Annotated in this window: 9 protein-coding genes; all 9 read right to left on the reverse strand. The window is 36.8% G+C overall.

Annotated elements, in window-relative coordinates; genetic code table 11:
* Positions 1 to 47: 47 nt before the first annotated feature.
* The 9 genes from SPK86_RS04545 to SPK86_RS04585 all read right to left on the reverse strand — a co-directional run bounded on the left by SPK86_RS04545 (position 48) and on the right by SPK86_RS04585 (position 15,910).
* Positions 48 to 1,418, reverse strand: a complete 1,371-nt coding sequence (locus SPK86_RS04545; RefSeq protein WP_330948809.1) for a DNA cytosine methyltransferase — start codon at positions 1,416 to 1,418, stop codon at positions 48 to 50.
* On the reverse strand, positions 1,363 to 2,094 hold the full coding sequence (locus SPK86_RS04550; RefSeq protein ID WP_330948741.1) for a DUF6339 family protein: 732 nt from the start codon (positions 2,092 to 2,094) through the stop codon (positions 1,363 to 1,365). The genes SPK86_RS04545 and SPK86_RS04550 overlap by 56 nt, the downstream gene beginning before the upstream one ends.
* A 14-nt stretch (positions 2,095 to 2,108) precedes the next feature.
* Positions 2,109 to 3,032 (reverse strand): hypothetical protein, encoded by a 924-nt coding sequence (locus SPK86_RS04555; protein WP_330948742.1) that lies wholly within the window; start codon positions 3,030 to 3,032, stop codon positions 2,109 to 2,111.
* A 14-nt stretch (positions 3,033 to 3,046) separates the two neighbouring features.
* Positions 3,047 to 5,044, reverse strand: a complete 1,998-nt coding sequence (locus SPK86_RS04560; protein WP_330948743.1) for a hypothetical protein — start codon at positions 5,042 to 5,044, stop codon at positions 3,047 to 3,049.
* An 18-nt stretch (positions 5,045 to 5,062) separates the two neighbouring features.
* Positions 5,063 to 7,822, reverse strand: a complete 2,760-nt coding sequence (locus SPK86_RS04565; RefSeq protein WP_330948744.1) for a Z1 domain-containing protein — start codon at positions 7,820 to 7,822, stop codon at positions 5,063 to 5,065.
* Between the two features lie 17 nt (positions 7,823 to 7,839).
* Positions 7,840 to 10,521 (reverse strand): hypothetical protein, encoded by a 2,682-nt coding sequence (locus SPK86_RS04570; protein WP_330948745.1) that lies wholly within the window; start codon positions 10,519 to 10,521, stop codon positions 7,840 to 7,842.
* Between the two features lie 4 nt (positions 10,522 to 10,525).
* Positions 10,526 to 13,663 (reverse strand): UvrD-helicase domain-containing protein, encoded by a 3,138-nt coding sequence (locus SPK86_RS04575; protein WP_330948746.1) that lies wholly within the window; start codon positions 13,661 to 13,663, stop codon positions 10,526 to 10,528.
* A 516-nt stretch (positions 13,664 to 14,179) separates the two neighbouring features.
* Positions 14,180 to 14,764, reverse strand: coding sequence for a choline uptake/conversion transcriptional regulator CudC (gene cudC / locus SPK86_RS04580; RefSeq protein ID WP_330948747.1), 585 nt, complete (start codon positions 14,762 to 14,764; stop codon positions 14,180 to 14,182).
* 246 nt (positions 14,765 to 15,010) lie between these two features.
* Positions 15,011 to 15,910 (reverse strand): glycine betaine ABC transporter substrate-binding protein, encoded by a 900-nt coding sequence (locus tag SPK86_RS04585; protein ID WP_330948748.1) that lies wholly within the window; start codon positions 15,908 to 15,910, stop codon positions 15,011 to 15,013.
* Positions 15,911 to 16,162 lie beyond the last annotated feature (252 nt).

Consider the following 16,162-nt stretch of genomic DNA (forward strand, 5'->3'; position numbering starts at 1 on the left):
AGGATCAATGCAATATATCTCATCTCAAAGAATAAAATTAATAAAGATCATTCTAAAGATATATTCTTTAAAACTGATTTGGCAACGGCTCTGGCAAGCATTGGTGGAACTGCATTTCCAATTTGTTTAAAAGCGGTCCCCATAGGAACATTAAAGATAAAGTCATCTGGAAATGATTGTAATCTAGCTGCTTCTCTTACAGTGATTCCCCTCGGTTCCCAAGGATGAATATGACTGTAAGTATCTGTCCCTAAATGTGCTACAAGTGTATGTGAAGGTTTTTTGGGATCCAGTCTTTTCCATTTGCTGTGGAATTTAGTAGTATCATATGGCGGAACATAATCCTTTTTCAGTCGCTCATAACTCTCTTTATCATTAACGCTGATTTTGTGAAACTCACAAGCCTCTTCAAAGAGTGATATAGCAATTTCATGAGCATGTCGATAATCATCACCAGGTTGCATTTTTTCAAATATCCTAAAATCCCTCAATGTTCTTCTAAAACAATTTCCGTCTACATTGTTCCTTATATTGCTGCCCTTACCCTTTCTCATTTCTCTCTGAAAATTATTAAGTGGCGGGGCCTGGTATGCCATTTTTGTATTAACTTTAACAACTTTGTAAGGTGAACTTGCATCCAAGAATAAAGCAGGTAAATCTGATAGCGCTTCACCTACTGTCACCCATTCTTCTAAAGTGTCATCCGACGGCAATTTCGGTGCTCTAAAGTTCCTCATCCCGTTATATTTATGAAATATATTAGGGTTTCTCACAATGCTTGGAGAGTTTTTATGAGTGGGTTCGGGCATATATCTTATTTCTCCATACCTTTTTTTATGCGCAATCACAAAAGCCCTTTCTCTAGTTTGCGGCACTCCGAAGTCTGCAGCATTTAGTATTGTCCACACAGCATTGTACCCATTCTCCTCTAATATATCACATACTATTTGCGGAATATTCATCCCTAAAAAATTGACTGATTCAGGAACGTTTTCCATAACTATAGCCTCGGAATCTGCGTTTACTGCCATTCTGACAAACTCTTTGTAAAGAAATGCTCTCTTATCATTTAGACCAAACCGATGCTCACCAAGTGATTTAAGTTTGGAACGACCAATTCTTGAATAAGCTTGGCATGGCGGTCCACCGATTGTAATTACAGATTTCCCAGGATTTATTCCCAACTCTTCAGGTGTAACCTTAGACACATCATTATTCAAATGCTCCTTATCTTCTCCATTTTTCCAGTGAAGATTATAGGAAGCAGTATTGCATGCCTGCGGATCCATTTCCACACCTGAACAAATTTTAAATCCTTCAAGATGAAACCCGAATGACAACCCTCCACATCCGGAAAACAAATCAACCACTTGTGGTATATTTAGTTGGTTTTTCTGTGACTTTATTTGTATTTGCATATCCAAAGTAATCAATAAGCTCCTTAACGTATTTTATATTTCCCCCTTGGGTCAGTGAAGGCTCCACGATCTTCAGTCTCGCCGTATTCAGCTTCATTATCTTCCTAAATAGATTTCTGTCCCCTATACTGTTCAACTCGCTAAATTGTTTCATAATTTCTCTCGTTACATTTATTCTGTAGCCTTTAGGACCTGAACGTTCCACAAGTTGTACAATCTCATCTGTAGTAAAATCCCTCAACATTTTGTAGGTATCTTCTTTGTTGTCGTTCCATGATAAATGAACATACCACCATATTGTCCTTAACCATATTCGTCTCGTTTGCTTATAATATCTGTTGATATTCAGTCCCCAGCGGGCATAGACAAGATCAGGGACAACTTTGATAGATAAATAGATCCATATTGTGTCATCGGAAGCTTTTCTTTCATTAAAGTGGTAATCGTTTTTTAAAAGCAAGTACAACTCCAAACCAAATCGAAGATCATAATAATAATCCTTCTTACTACTCTGTTTTTCATTTGTGTGTATAAATTCTGTTGCTTTCTGACTAGCTGAAAGAATCTTTTCTCTCAATTCCTTCATATCTCCATCGCAATCTGGATTTGGAACTTTATCAATGTCCCACTTAAGCATTTCTTTACCCGCTTCTGATTTTGACAAACTCTTCCACATTCATATCACCCCCATTAAAATCTTGAATTAAAGTCCTCTCTCATAGTTCTGAGCAAATTCTCCGGGGATGACGTATCCCAAGGAAAAGTATTTATAAAATAATAAATAGCTTCTCCTATACTGCCGGTTTCACTGTTGTTAGCTAATATATCCTGCCATGATCCTGAACTTTTTACTGTCTCAATAATTATTTGGAGCCCTGTTGCAACAATTTCAAGCATTAGAGGAGAAGAGCCAATTCCTTTCTCAATTTTCAATTGCTTATAATGCCTGTGACCCTTATTAATTACAATTGCTACATGCTCATCATCAAATGGTTCAATCGAAGGGTCCGTAAAATTGCAATCTACCCACCACAAACCTTTATTAGGGTTATTCACTTCAAGAATAGGGAACATTGAGGTATTTCCATCAAATAGAAGCAGAGATGATCTAAGAACCCCCAATACAGTTCCAGATACCAGATGTATCTGACCGTGCGCTGGTTTGACCACATAAAGAATTACTTCAAAGGACACTTTCCCCCTAACGGTACCCTTTTGAATTCTTAGATTCATCTGATAGTCAATATGATCATCAACTGAGTTAATGACAGTTGCAGGTACAACCTTTTGCTGAGCTGAATCACGTGAATGCCATCTTACAGCGATACCCAAAACACCATCATTACCTGTTAGGCCATTTTCACCAAATAGAAATCTTGTATTCTCAATTCCAAACTCAAAAACAAGATTCAGATCATGTATGTCAGGATCATAATGAACTTTCGGGTCTGCTAATTGAAATGTATTTTCCAGACCTTCTTCAGGTTCAACACCCATTTCAATAGTTTCGTTCATTTCATTAGTATAATATGCCTTTAGAGGCTGTTGACTATATCCTATTCTTGCCATCAACTTCTCATCAAGTTCCCTATGAAATTTAATAGAGGTACTCATCTTAGACTTCCTCTCTAATTGATATATTCCTGAATGGAAGATTGTATCATCGGGTCTGATTGCTTAATATGCAATCTCCCTGATATCTCTTTTGATTCGGTTGCAAAAATTCGAATTTTGTAATTAACATTATATTCCTTAGTTGTTATAAAGGCATATTCAGGCCGATCAACGTAACCATCTTTCAATGTAAAATCTATTATCTCCACCGGGAATGGCGTGCCCAACTCTGTCTTTTTTTCCCATTCATCTCCTTTAAATTTCCGGCCACCTTCTGAATCAACATGCAACTCTATTTCTATTACTTCTTTATCATTAGGCAAATTAATAGAGAAATCCACAATCATAATATTGTTTTTATCAAGGTATGTCTGGTCAACCTGGAGTTTACCTTTTTTCTTGCTTATTCCAGTACCACCACCCCTAGAATTCCCTTTTTCACCACCTCCTGCTACATTACCAAATCCAGCAGGGGGAAGGAAAATTTTTGCTAGTGATTTGCTCAAGGCACCGCTACGTGACGTATTTGTCTCTTTCTCTTTCTCATTATATGTCTGTTTAATAAAACCCGAAACTTTATTTTGAATACGATCGACAATGGTTGGTTTTCTGTCATCTAGCATAATATCCGACCATGAAGAATGGTCTGCCTTCTCGCCACGTCTTAAATACTCATCTAAGGAAAAGTTGGCATTTGAAGCTATTACAGTATTATCCGAATTGGGTACAAAAACACCTATAATATATTGGTCTTCCGGTGTATTTTCAATACCATTTACCCATTTCCCGTGGGTTTCATAGCTGACAACCATTCCGGGTTTTCTAAGATAAAGGACAATAGGTGGGTTCATATTATTATTGTCACTCTTCTCATGACCAATATAATCATATGGAGACTTTTTATTATGCGGAACACCCATATTCAAATGGTCTCTACTTACCTTAGTAAAGGCAACCATTCCGCCAATTTTATCTTTTAACACTTTCATTAACTCAACCTGATCTAAGTTTATCATTTCTGCACTAATATATTCGTCTACAGGAACCTTACCAGTGGCAGCAGTTGTATAAAGGGTATTAATGATGGAATAAACAGGTTCCATATCTTCTTTACTAATCATCTCACCGTTTACAGAAGGCAGTAGATATTTTCCGTACGGATAAGATTTATTATCTATCCTAGGTGCATACCATCTTTGAATAGCCATATGCAAATATAAATTTATATCAGAATACCACCATAAAGGATCACTTCTTTCCTCGCGTTTAGGAACAAGCATTTCCCTGTCTATGAAAGGAATGATGACAGTTGTTCCAGTCTCATCCCCTTGATATGGCTCAATATTAAAATCATTTAGTATTTCCGCTATGGATGCCTCGTTTGTCAATGGTCTGGTAGACTGCTCAGAGTGTTGCTCTCCCCACCAGGCTATGCCCCTTTTTAAGCCTTTACTTTCGGGAAGAAGGCTATCCTCTCTAAACTCATCCTCTACAAGACAAGCAGCCAGTCTTGATTCAAAGTTACCACTACTATTTCGGATTCTTGAATAATAGACTACAAGACCCATCCCGACTCTGAAATAGACTGTTTTCCCGAGCCCCCAAGATCCGCCGGCACCAAGCTTTTCCTGTGGCATGCTAATCTCATACACCAACTTAAGGAGGTTCCCGAACTTGCCGTCTTCCTTTATATAATCTTGATGTAGAGGACCCGTGAGTCCTGTTGTATTTGAATCTCTTATTACTATACTGGTCTGTTCTTCTGTCTGATATCGCATATTCAGTTTCTCTGATATTCCATTAAAGTGCCGCGACACCTTTTGTTTTTCAAATTGCTTTGCTGAAATATCATATCTTATAGGTCTATCAGAATCATCAGCCGCATCAATGCTATTTTGTACGGACTCTCTTATGAGAAGGTCAGAAATTGGCGTGTGGCTGTTCTGAATCAATCTAAGAAGGGAACTCCCAGTTTCAGCCATCCTGGCCATTCTTGCAATTTCAATTTGCATGTCAGTCTCCTCCCAAACCTATTCATTGTCGTTTTCAAATTTTTTCATATTTACCGTAAGAGCCTTTGCGTGGGGTTTATTGTCTTTATCTCCAGGGACATTAATATAGACGCCAATAATATCTTCATTAAAGTTAAGATCTATTCTATTAGGCGATTTATCAGTTTTAACCGTTCTTGAAGCCTCAGAATCTTTACGTATTCGATAAATAATAAGTTGAGGGACATTATTTAACCCGTATGACTTTCTTATTTTTTCCATTTCCTGTTTGTTAGGTGTTGAATTGCCTTTAAAATGCTCATCTTTTATATCTGCAAACACATCATGAGGGCCTCTAAGCACTCCAATATTTGCAATATCCGCACCATAATTCATGGATGAACTTTTTTTCGACCGGTTTACCATTGTTAACGTATAATCTTTCACGCGCCATTCATTATCACGAGTAGGAGACAATTCTGTAATTGCTCCAGCACTTGGAACAATGATATTCCAGTTCTGGTAACCTATTTCCTGTTTAACTTTCTCAAACCATTCACAAAAGGCATCAATCTGATTAAATACCTTCGAGCGGGAATTAAAATGTGTTTTCAGAAGAAACTCATCACGTATAGTCTGGAAATCAACACCTCTGTATACCAAAGAGTTAGAGACCATCGATTTTTCAGGTGCTGGACAATGCTGATCTAGAAATAACTGAGTAGTTTCAATGTTTTCTCCAAGCAGTTTAGGATCATTTTCAAAATGTATTGTCTGAATAGAAGCACCTGCAAAATCCATTTCAATCTCTTGTGCTCCCTGCATCTTATTAGCAGCTGTTACACGAAGCCAAGATACTTGTGGGGAGTTTTTTACTCTTGGACCATACTCAGCCGGGCTTCTGTTTCCAAGGTCAAATTCTATAAGTTCTTTCCTTAGTTCTTCTTCAAGACTTGTCAAAAATTGAAACTGCGAAAACGTTTTTTCTGTCATCCAGATCCGGGGGAGGAGTTCATAACCCTTACGGTACCCGAACCAACGTCCCATCTGCATCAGTGAATCACCCGCATTAGCAGCTCTCAAGAAGTAGGTGCTTACAAGCCCTTCAATCGTAAGTCCCCTTGAGAGTGTGCTGCCACCAATTATAATAAAAGCCGGTGCCGGAGCTAATTTCTGTAGCTGTCGTGAATTAGGATAGGCTAATCTTATGTGGGTATTTTCATCAGTTATTCCCGTCATTGAACTGTTATCAATACACAGATGTATCCCATTATGATAAGAAAGGTCTCCCTCACTGTCCATTTTAATATGTGATATTTTCCGTTTTAACTCTAAGATAAATGGTTTTATTTTTATAAAATCCGGGTAATCCCTAAGCTCATTATCTGGAACAGGATACTCGGGGAAGCCTTCTCTAAATCTGGATATGTCAAAACGATCCTTTTCGAGATGGTATAACGCCTGACATTTGTTAATAAGTTCCTCTTGATTAATATTTTTTATCCAGTTACCCACACTCTCTGCAATCCTTGAATGGTCAATTTGACGCTGACTCGTATGTATCAGCATACTGACAGGATTTTTATCTCCATAATACCTCTTAACTGCTGCAGCATTAAAAAACCATAGTATACTTAAAACAAAACTCGGTGGCAGATCATATCGCTTTCCATTCTGCAGTTCCTTAATGAGATCCACATCCGCGTCACTGATAATTCTAACAATATCTAAGTGGTCAGAGTCCTCGCTCTCCTCATTTCCAAAAATCTGTTTTGGACCAAAGTATTCATCAGCTACCGGTAGAACAGCTATAAAATCCTTAGGATAAAGAGATTCTGGATGTGACTCGTTTAAAAAGTTCGAATAAGGTGTTGCTGTATAGCTGATATAATTCATTGACTTTGGTTGTTCGCCGCTGGAAGACACATGAACCAAATCAATCAGCAGTTCATTAATTTTGCTTCGTTCCTCTTTATCTAATCCTTTGGTGTTAATACTTCCCTGATCAGCTTCGTCATCAATAACGAGAATTTTCATCTGTTTAAGTTTGTTCTCATCATCTTTCAGCCAGCCTAGAAGATTTTCCAGCCTAGTCTTGTTTTTAAGACACACATTCAGATACTTTTGTGAGCAATTATCATTAAAATTTAGATTCTGCGTCCTTTCTCCGGGCTGTGAATGTCTTGATAATTTGTGAAATGACCGCCAATCATTGTTTCCCGGACTGTTGAGATCGCTGATAAGGCGTTCCTGTGTCTGTTCTCTTAAATTCTCTATCATGCCTGAAAGCACAATAAACGTATTCCAGCCCCAATCTGCCGCCATAGCCATGAGCCCCGCCATACTAGCAGTTTTACCGGACTGAACTTGACCAATAACTAACCCCTTTTTAGGACCTGTTTCGGACGTGTCCTTGTTAAGTTTTCTAAGTAACTTAATTGTATTTTCTTCAAGTTTATTTACTGACTTTAAGCTAAGACCTTTTCCCAATAGTTTCTTGCGGTACAATTGCCAAGACGACCTTTTATCTGTAGGGACTGTCGCCTCATTGTCTTCGTCATTCGAGATAATGACCGTTCTCGGACCAGCTTTTTTTCTGTTTTCTTCATCCTTGAATACTTCATGTTCTGCATCGACAAGTTTGTTCCAGATATCCTCAGTAATATCTTCACTCAGTACGGAAATAGCTTTTAATGTCTGATAGTTGCCTTTAATTTGCTCCCAGTCAGATCCGTTCTCTTTCATGTTCTGTATCTGATTCTTTGCGTTATCATAAATCGGTAATTTTAAGTCTGCCACCGAAAACTCCCCCTTTTTTAATTACCTCTATTTTCCTCATAATCTATGCTATATTCAGCTTCTCTACATATGTCGATATAAGGGCAGTACTTACAATGTTCCCCTGGCTTGGCTTCATATGAATTTCTTTTATTAACTGAAAGCATTTGATTTGATTTGCTTTTTGCTTTCCCATTTGGAATTAAACTAAATTCGCTTATTGCTGAACTGTATGGAACTCCTCCAATTGTGTTATCCATCTTGCAGGTCTGAGCCCTGTATGAACTGGATTCAGTGTTAATTATGCTTTTCTTAGTTTCGTTCCACTGGGGAAACCATTTATCAATAATTGTCGCTATATCACCCTTAACCTTAACTGGAGATGCAACATTAAAGTAAGTTAAAAATTTGCTATATAAAAATCTGAGATGAAAGTCATTAGAGAATCTCGTATGTGTATTCAGTTCAAAACTAAATGTTGCCCTTCTAGGACAAACCTCGGCTTCTTTCTTCATAGTTTTTGTCCAGTTTGTTCTGTCGGATATCGTACCACTTAATTCTATTTTATCATTCATACCCTTCGATATTTGTGGCGAATGCTTCTTAGGTGAACAAAAATTCAATTCTAACAGTTTCATATAAAGAGATGGCTTCAAATCGGTTTGGAATGGAAGGTTTTCAGCATAAGAAAACCTTATCTCATCAGCAGAATGCAGAAGAGAATAGAGCAGATACCTCGAAATAGACCGGCTCATGTTTTCCCTTTTTTCAATTAGTTGAAGCTCTTTGAATTCTGTACTGATTGTTTTAAGTACCTGACGTGAAATTGGCCATAAATTAAACTCCTGAGAAATCGGCAATGCTTTTTCATCAACAAAAGCAAGATGAAATTTCCTATATATATAGAAGGGCGCGCCATCTGCATTTAATAATGAATTAACCTCTTTAAATCCCTGATCTTCAGATTCAAGTTCCTTAAGAGCATTATTAAGATAGAATGCTAAACCGTTTGCCAGATCCTTTAGCATAAATTCTGTATCATCATCATTGATTTCGGATATTGCACTCAAAATAGCTTCTACCGCTTTCTTTTCTTCCTCATCAAAATAATCAGGTGCATCCTGTAGCGCGTAATCCTTAATTTGATCGAGGTGTGTTTTAATATTAACTTGTTTGTTCCAGCTACCGAATAATCTGTCATGTATAATACGAAGCGACTTGATTCCTTCAGTAATAGCATCGATATCATCCACACTTACGTAAAAATAGGACAATTGCCGCATAGGGAGGGAATGAAATTTATGTAAATCGTCAGTAGTATGCACTGGGTTTATCTCATGAACTCTATCTTCCCATTCCCGCTTAATTTCCTTCAACTCTTCTAAATTCTTAATCCAATCATCAAATTGGGTAATATTCTTACAAAACGGCATGATTTGTTCAAATTGTTTCACATAACCTCTCATGTTAACCCCATTTGCTATAACACATCCTGATAAAAAACAATCAAGCACCGCTTCAGGGGTAACTTCATAAGTTGTAATAATATCACCTGAGGAGACATCCGTGATCTCCTGTTTCAACATATGTAGTCTATATAAGTATCTACCAGCTGGATGATCGGTTAGACTTTCGTATTCGTACGGAATAAATCCAATTGCTGTTAATTCTTTTTTTAATTCTTCAGCACGAGGTGTTATGAGATGTTCAGTACGATAATCAGATAGTTCTGGCCTTTTATCCAACTCTTCCAGTCGATATTTCTCTACCTCTGCGAAGTGGGCAAGATCTGTATATATTGTAGCCTCGCTTTCAAAAGAAGTATAAGAATAACCTTCGAGGCTTTCTATCAATCGTGAAGCAACTGGGTTTATCGAAGCGTCATCTGGAACAACTTGGACAACCTCATTTATATCAGTTCCTAGAAAAGAAGTAACCGTTTCAAACGTCGAAGGAAACCTCTCATCATACAGATTCAGAAATAATAACTCATATTCTTTTTCCAGCAACTTAAAAATCTTTTCCTGAATAGGTGTTATAAAATAAAACCCGTGTAGAACTAGTTTTCTCTTTTCTATTGACCGATGAATAATATCTTTCCATTTGTCTGGGTATAAATTACACGCACTTCTCTTGCTTTTGTTTTTACTATCCATCATCTTGCTTCCCCACAAAAGAAGTACTCGCTCCATTTCCTTAAAAAGGTCTTTCTTACCTGCAAACAAAGCACTCATTTCACTGTAATCATCAGTAAATCTATCTTTTGTATGACGCCATATTTTCAATAAAATATTTTCATCATCGGTAAGGTTCCCTGCGCAGTTTCTTTGAAAATCTTCAAAAGTTATTTCTAGTTCAGTAAGTGTTCTGATCGTTTTAAGGAGCGTCATTTGATCTCTAGATACAGCCTGGAGATTATGCTTACTAATATTTCGTCCACTTTCCCATAGTTCTCTTACTGCAGTTGTTAAACTAAGAAACTGTTTAAGTTGGGCTGTCTGCGAATACCAAGATGTACCCGCCATCTCCGAAAACAGTTCGTTGAAAGTAATAACAGGTGCTTTTAAAAATGACGAATTATCTCTAATGGTCTCACCGATTCCTCTCCTTAAACTCGTTGTAGCAGTGACATGCAGACAGTCCGCATATTCTTTCTGCATCACGGAATCGGATCTGAACAATTGTGCAGGCGTTTGGTAGGCCAGTATTCTACGCGTCATTTGATCACCCTTTCCAAAGCCAGATTAGGTCGGACCAAGAGGCTTTATGATTTTGTTCTTCGTTATTTAATAAAACTTGCAGTCTGTTTTCGGTTCTTGTCAAGGCAACATATAAAAGTCTAGCTTCTTCTCTGATAACTTCAATTCCTTCTCTTTCACTAAGTTCGGCAAAAATGGGCGATTGCGTGTTACCTTTAGCAATCTTCCATCCTGCTGAAATATTTTTGTCCTTATGAGTGATTAACAAATCATCATATTGATTACTTTGAAACTTGTTGTTAGTATAAGGCACCAATACCGTATCAAATTCCAGACCTTTTGCCTTATGTACAGTTAACACCTGAATAATTTTTTCTTCATCTTTAATTTCAACTCTAGCTTCGTCCTCATCCCTATTGACTGCTATCTGGGTTTTTAGCCAGTTCCTTATCTCAATGATGTTATTAAGATCGATATTATTACTTTCTGAAGCTAAGCTGAGTATTTTGTATATGTTCAAACGGTATTTCTTAATTTCATGCTCCTGATAATCTTTTCGCGTTAAAATATCCTCGTAATCATTGTCTTGAATAAAGGAATATATAATATTAATTGCAGGTAGAGACCTTAGACCATACTCCGCCTTAGAAAGGCCTTTTATTGATTCCTTAGCTTTAGAAAGTCCTTTTTCAGGAGGTGAAATAATATTTTCATAAATATGCTCCGGTATAAATTCGAGATTGGAAAAAGGCGTCTGGAACAAAGCATAAAGACTTTCAGGATCATTACTGTAACACAATGCATTAACGAGTATTAGCAAATCCTTGGCAGCTTTAGATGAAAAAAGAGTACCGCCTATGTCCACCTCAAAAGTTATCTTATTGTTATTTTCCCTCATCTTTTCCAATAATTCCCTTACTTTTCTTGCCTGTGAATTCGTCCTCACAAGAACAGCTAACACAACAGGAGCTTCACGTTTTTCAGATGTATTCATTGAATCATAGAGACGTTTGATAACAGGCGCGATGTCAATTTCCCAATAATTTCCCATAATATTAAAATCAATAAAATCAGGATATACATGTTGATCGATTTCAGCTCGAAGCCTCCCCGCCCCAATTTCACGAGGCAAAATTTCATCCTGATCTGTACGCCATACATCAAACAAACTTTCAAGTTCCTCGAGAATCTTCTTGCTTGTTCGATAGTTTTTCTTAAGCTTAAAGCCTCTGTTAATGTGAGCTTTTCCGAGTTTATCCTCTAGCACATCAAAGGCTGTATAATTTGCTCCCCTAAAACGATAAATAGATTGTTTAATATCACCCACGACAAACAAGTGAGCATTGTTCAGTTTTGTCAGTTCGCTCACTAGATCAATTTGAATATCATCAGTATCTTGAAACTCGTCTACAAATAAATATTTAAACGGAGTATTGAGATTCTCAACCTTTAATATAGGTCTTATTTCCTTAATTTTGCTTGTAAGATCCTGAACTGTTAGTGTATTGTATCTTGTTTTTACATCTTCAAACCTTTTTCTGCATTCAATCAATGTCGCTTGAAATAAACTATGCAACACTCTACCAACAGGATTCTCAGGCGGAGCACCCCAGTCAATCATACACTGTTCCTGTTGTTTAATAGTGATACCCTTTTGCTCCATTTTATTCCAGAATTTCTCAATAATCTTTTCTAGTTCATATTCTCTCAGTTTTCCAATTTCATTGTAGCTCAGGCGATGTTTCCGCATATATTCATCGAGAACAGCGCTTACAATTTCTCTTTTCCGGTCAGTCATTGGGCTTATTTTAAAAGAAGGACTAATACCAAGTGCAGAACTGAAATCCTTAAGGACTGATTTTGCAAATGAAGGTATTGTCATTATCCTCATAGAAGCCGTTTCCTCATGCCATTCAATATATGTATTGTTACCAGTATTCTTATACATATCGAATAATCGCTTAGACAGCTTGTTTCTCATATTATCTGCCGCTTCATTCGTAAAGGTAATCATAACAATATCCCTAAGAGATAAGGCATCCTTTGTATGAAGCAAAAAGATAATGCGAGAAATCATTGTTTCTGTTTTTCCGCTCCCAGCACCAGCTTCGAGTATAATATGTTTATCTTCAGGAGCATGTTCAGTAATATACTGTCCAAAATTAAAAGTGGTTTCTGAATCCGCCTCTTTGAGAATCTCCATTGTGTAACTATCCTTTATTTGACCATCATAAATCTTCAAATTATGCTGTAAAGCGCTTTCCCACTTATGAATTCTTATATACTTAGCTACCTTTTCATCAAATTCTACAGGAAAATCATCGAAAGGAGACAGCCACTCCACACGATTCCCTTTTTTAGTCAACGCTTTAATTGTTTGTGAATATTCTTTTATATTTTCGGGTCCTATATAAAGCAGTGAATGCTTCATTGAACTTTTAGCTTTATTTTCAGTATTTGATTTAACTGCCACGGGTTTCAGCGGTTTAACAAAGTAATCTTCTTGTGGGTATCGATCAGCCGCTTCAACCGTCCGTAGTTTTCTGTATATTGTTTTAACATCATGGTCACTATACGCTAGAAATACTTCTTTATCGGTTCCGATATTTTCCGGCACTGTTTCAGAACCGTTGAGTGGAAGAAATAGGTCGGGATATCCCATCACCGCTCTACGCCTTAATGCATTTCTCTTTTTATACGCAATATCTTTGTCCGTACCATAAAAAAGCTGAAGACCAGCTTTGAGGTTACCCAGAGTTACTACCACATCCTGCTTCGCCTCAACATCATATGCATATGAAAGTGCAACATTCTCAAACATGCAACTTTCGGATAATCTAAAGTAGAAATGAAGATCTCTCACCAGTGATTCATACGCCATCCAGCAACGTTGCTTATACGCGCTGTAGATAAGATGGTTTTTATTTATGTTTTTATAATACGTTTCCATATAACTATCTGTAAAACTTTGAACTGATGGTAGCTGTTTATCTTCAATTATCTTTTCATATAAAAAAGAAACAAAAACAGGCATTTGTTCCTGTCTTACATTTGGATGTCTGCGAACCTCGTCATGATTTTTTTTATATGTCTCTTTAATCCTCGATTCAATAGTTTGAGTCGACTGGAGTATATTTAATACTTGCTCTGAGGTAATAGTCAATTTCCTTCCCCTCTCATTTAAACAAGACCTATATTTGTTAAAGGGATACTGGTGTTATGTCTAAATATTTTATGTATCGATCTTTAAATGGTTCAATATGCCCATTATAACAAATCCATATACTGTAAACTAGGGTATAAATCTACTTATTCTAAAAACTATAATATTTCTAATTCCAAATGTTAATCAAACCCCTTTTTAATAACTGATTCTATCCATCACAAGAGAAAAACCCTGATGTTCACCTGTATTAGCAGGAATCTCGTCAGCACCTATTTTCATTACAATAATGGAAGCCACGCAAAAGTGTTATACATTAAAAAAGGAAAGAGACTTCCGTTGATAGTCTCTTCCCATATATTAATGATATGTTAACATTTAGTAGTTTCATGAATTCTCCCTTAAAATGATGCACAGTAAGGAACTGATCCTAACAATCAAGAAATTAACTAGAACAAGGGCGTTACATGAACGATTATCTATCAGTAAATTTCCGATAAACAATCACAATCTTTCCTACACCTCATCCCTTTCATCCGCTTCGTCTACTGGTATATATTTAAATATTTCACCGGATTTAGTAAGCTTGGTGAGCTTGTCCAACCACCGATAGTAGACCATAGCATCTGCAAGTTGCTGATAGTCCAATTCAGCTTTTTCTCTTGATGCTTCATCTGTTTCACTATCTTCAATTATTTCTTTAAGTTGTGCTTGGGCCTTCTTTAGGCTAACCAAATACATACTCACTTCTCGTTCCCATTTCATACCATAAAATTGAGAAAAATAATTAAAGAAATTCTTTTCAGCTATGAATGAATCCTTTCTCGAGCCCTTCTGCCATACCTTTTGAACAATATTAATTTCTTGGAGTTTTCGGACGGAAGTACTCATACTCGGTTTACTCATGCCGAGTGCGTCTTTCATTTCATCCAGGGTAATAGGTTCATGTTTAAAATACATGGTTGCGTACAAACGTCCCACTGAAGGAGTAACGCCATACAGGTCCATAGTTTCTGAGATCGTATTAATCATCATGCGTTCAACCTGTTCTATTTTTTCGTTTGCATTTTCGCTGGGGGAATTATTCTGGTTTCTTTCCATGGTGGCACCTCTCTTTTGTAAATTGCATTCGCCTCATCTTAAAGCAAGTACAGAAGTTTTTCCTATCATTCTTTATCGTAAAATTAAGAGTTTATTTAATTAGTTTATAATAAATTAAACGTTTCTTATATTTTATAATTTGTAATGCAAAGAAGCAAATAAATTCAGCACTAGATTCTTATCTAATACTTCACTCCATTACAAAAGAGACGATTCTCTTATCGAGTATCGTCTCTTGATTTTCGTTTACTTCATCCATTTGTTAATGACATCCTGATTTTCTTCCACCCATTTTTGGGCGCCTTCGATCGGGTTATCCTCATTTTCCTTAATTTTATTCATTAAATCACCAAGTTGCTCGTCATTCAATTTAAAGTTTGTCAACCAGTTGCTGACCTTTTCGTGATCGGAATCAAATCCATCCCGAGTCGCCATATAGATCTGCTCTATTTCACCAAAGGTTTTTTTCGGGTCCTCCAAGAACTTCAGATCCACTTCCGAAAATATATAATGTGGTTTCCATAATGGAGCGACAATCGGTTCTTTATCTTTAACCGCATTCTTAATAGATGTAATCATTGCTGCTGTGCTGCTCGGTGACAATTTATAATCAAGTCCATATTCATCAATAACATCCTGTGCAACCAGCATTGTTCCTGCTCCAGACTCAAAGCCGATTATTTCTCCATCGAATTTATCTTTGCTTTCATTCAAATCCTCAATGCTGTTAATATCCTTCATATACGTTGGAACAGCCAACCCAACTCTACCATTGTCATACCACGGATTTTCAAAAAAGTTAGCTTCGTCCTTATACTTTTCAAAGTAACTCTTATCCTGAACCGGCAACCAGATTTCTGGTGCGACATCTAAATCTCCTGAGGCTAACGCAGCCATCTGTGGCCCCATTTCAAGAAGTTTTAAATCAACCTCATATCCTTCATCTTCTAAAATTGTCTTCCACAAATTTGTAACTGCAATATTTTCAGGCCAATTGATTTGTCCAATCGTAATTGTCCCTTTGCTGTCCTTCGCTTCGCCAGAGTTTTTATCCGAATTTGCATCTTCACTAGTTGAACCACACGCTGCGAGTACAACAAATATTAGAGTAACTAAAATTAATTGACCAACTCTTTTAACATTCATTGATTATAAACACCTTTCCAATTTAGATTTTCGGCAAACATCTAGTAAAAACTCCCCTTTTTCCCAGGAGTGGATTTAAATTACGTAGATGATTCGTCTTCTCCCCTCCCCTTTTATTAAATAAAATAAATTTATTAAATTTTTATTTAATAAACTATCCACATGTAATAGGTTATCGAAATATTTCGTTTTGTCAAATCGAATTAGATCTTTCATCTAGTTTCCTTATTGTTTTATCAGGGGTAGAGAAGA

Source organism: Virgibacillus sp. MG-45, assembly GCF_036409425.1.
In the GTDB taxonomy this organism is placed as follows: domain Bacteria; phylum Bacillota; class Bacilli; order Bacillales; family Amphibacillaceae; genus LDC-1.